This window comes from Halomonas sp. LBP4 (genome assembly GCF_003202205.1).
GTDB classification, from domain to species: Bacteria; Pseudomonadota; Gammaproteobacteria; order Pseudomonadales; family Halomonadaceae; genus Halomonas; species Halomonas flagellata.
Genome location: NZ_PDOG01000026.1, coordinates 1 through 1,699 on the forward strand (window position 1 = coordinate 1; position 1,699 = coordinate 1,699).

The 1,699-nt window shown below is 70.5% G+C and carries 1 protein-coding gene; it reads left to right on the top strand.

What is annotated here, in order from left to right:
• Nucleotides 1–1,699: polysaccharide biosynthesis tyrosine autokinase (locus tag CR157_RS21960; RefSeq protein WP_110285643.1), on the top strand; the 1,699-nt coding region annotated here is incomplete at both ends.

The window sequence follows — 1,699 nt, forward strand, 5'->3', positions numbered from 1 at the left end:
CGGGGAGGGCGGTCGCTACACCCTCAGCCTGGACGGTGAGACTCCCCGCGCGCTCGGCGAGGCCCGTGTCGGCGAGCTGGCCCGTTTCGCCGAGGGTGACATCGAGCTGCGCGTGGCCGCCCTCGAGGCCCCTGCGGAGGCCGAGTTCACCCTCGTCAAGCACAGGCGTGCCTCGGCCATCCGCGACCTGGGGGACCGGTTGAGCGTGGCCGAAGTGGGCGTGGGTCGTGGCACGAGCACCGGGATGTTGCGCCTGACCCTGACCGGGCCCGATCGCGACGAGATCCGGCGCTCGCTGGATGCCGTGGCGGAGACCTTCCTCACCCAGAATGTCCGGCGCCAGTCGGCCGAGATCGAACAGAGCCTGGCGTTTCTCGAGGAGCAGGCCCCCGAGCTGCGTACGCAGCTCCGCGCGGCCGAGGACAGCCTCAACGAGTACCGTGCGGCCCAGCACAGCGTCGACCTGACCTCCGAGGCCCAGGCCGCCATCGAGCAGTTCGTCGCGCTCGACAGCCAGCTCAACGAACTGGAGTTCCGGGAGGCCGAGCTGGCGCAGCGCTACACGCCCAACCACCCCGCCTACCAGTCGCTGCTGCGCCAGAAGCGCCATCTCGAGGCCGAGCGCGCCGCCCTCAATGCGCGGGTCGACGACCTGCCTGAAGCGCAGCAGGAAGTGGTGCGGCGGACGCGCGACGTGGAGGTGACCCAGGCCATCTACGTCAACGTGCTCAACCGGCTGCAGGAACTGCAGGTGGCGCGTGCGGGGACCATCGGCAACGTGCGCATCATCGATGACGCGGAGGTCGGCGCGGCCCCGATCGAGCCCCGCAAGCCGCGGATCGTGATGCTCGCCACGCTGCTCGGCGGCATGCTGGCGATGAGTGGCGTGGCGGTGCGCGGGCTGCTCAACCGCGGGGTGGAGGTGCCCGAGCAGCTCGAGGAGGCCGGCCTGCCGGTCTATGCCACGGTGCCGCTCTCCGACGAGCAGAAGAAGCTGGTGAGGCGGGTCAAGCATCGCCGGGAGCGCCAGGCCCGCGAGGTGGTCAGCGACGTGCTGGCCGAGCGAGCGCCGACCGATACGGCCAGCGAGGCGCTGCGCGGCCTGCGCACCAGCCTGCATTTCGCCATGCTGGAAGGGCGTGACAACCGCCTGATGATCACCGGCCCCGGCCCGGGCGTCGGCAAGAGCTTCATCGCCGTCAACCTCGGCGCGATCTGCGCCCAGGCGGGGCAGCGGGTGCTGCTGGTGGATGCCGACATGCGCAAGGGCCACCTGCACCATGCCTTCGGCGGGCGCAGCGACAGTGGGCTCTCCGAACTGCTGGGTGGCCGTCAGGGGCTCGACGAGGTGATCCGCCACAGTCGGATCGACGGCCTCGACTATGTCGCCCGGGGCATGGTGCCGCCCAACCCGTCGGAGCTGTTGATGACCGCGGGCTTCAGCCGCTTCCTCGACGCGGGGGGCGAGCGTTACGACCTGGTGATCGTCGACACCCCGCCGGTGCTGGCGGTGACGGATGCCGCGGTGATCGGCGCGCAATGCGCTACCACGCTGCTGGTGGCACGCTTCCAGGTGAACCCGCTGCGGGAGGTGCAGCTGGCGGTCAGGCGGCTGGAGACGGCGGGGGTGACGGTGAAGGGGGCGATTCTCAATGCCATGGTGCGCAAGGCAGCCACCCGGTATGGCTATGGGTATTAC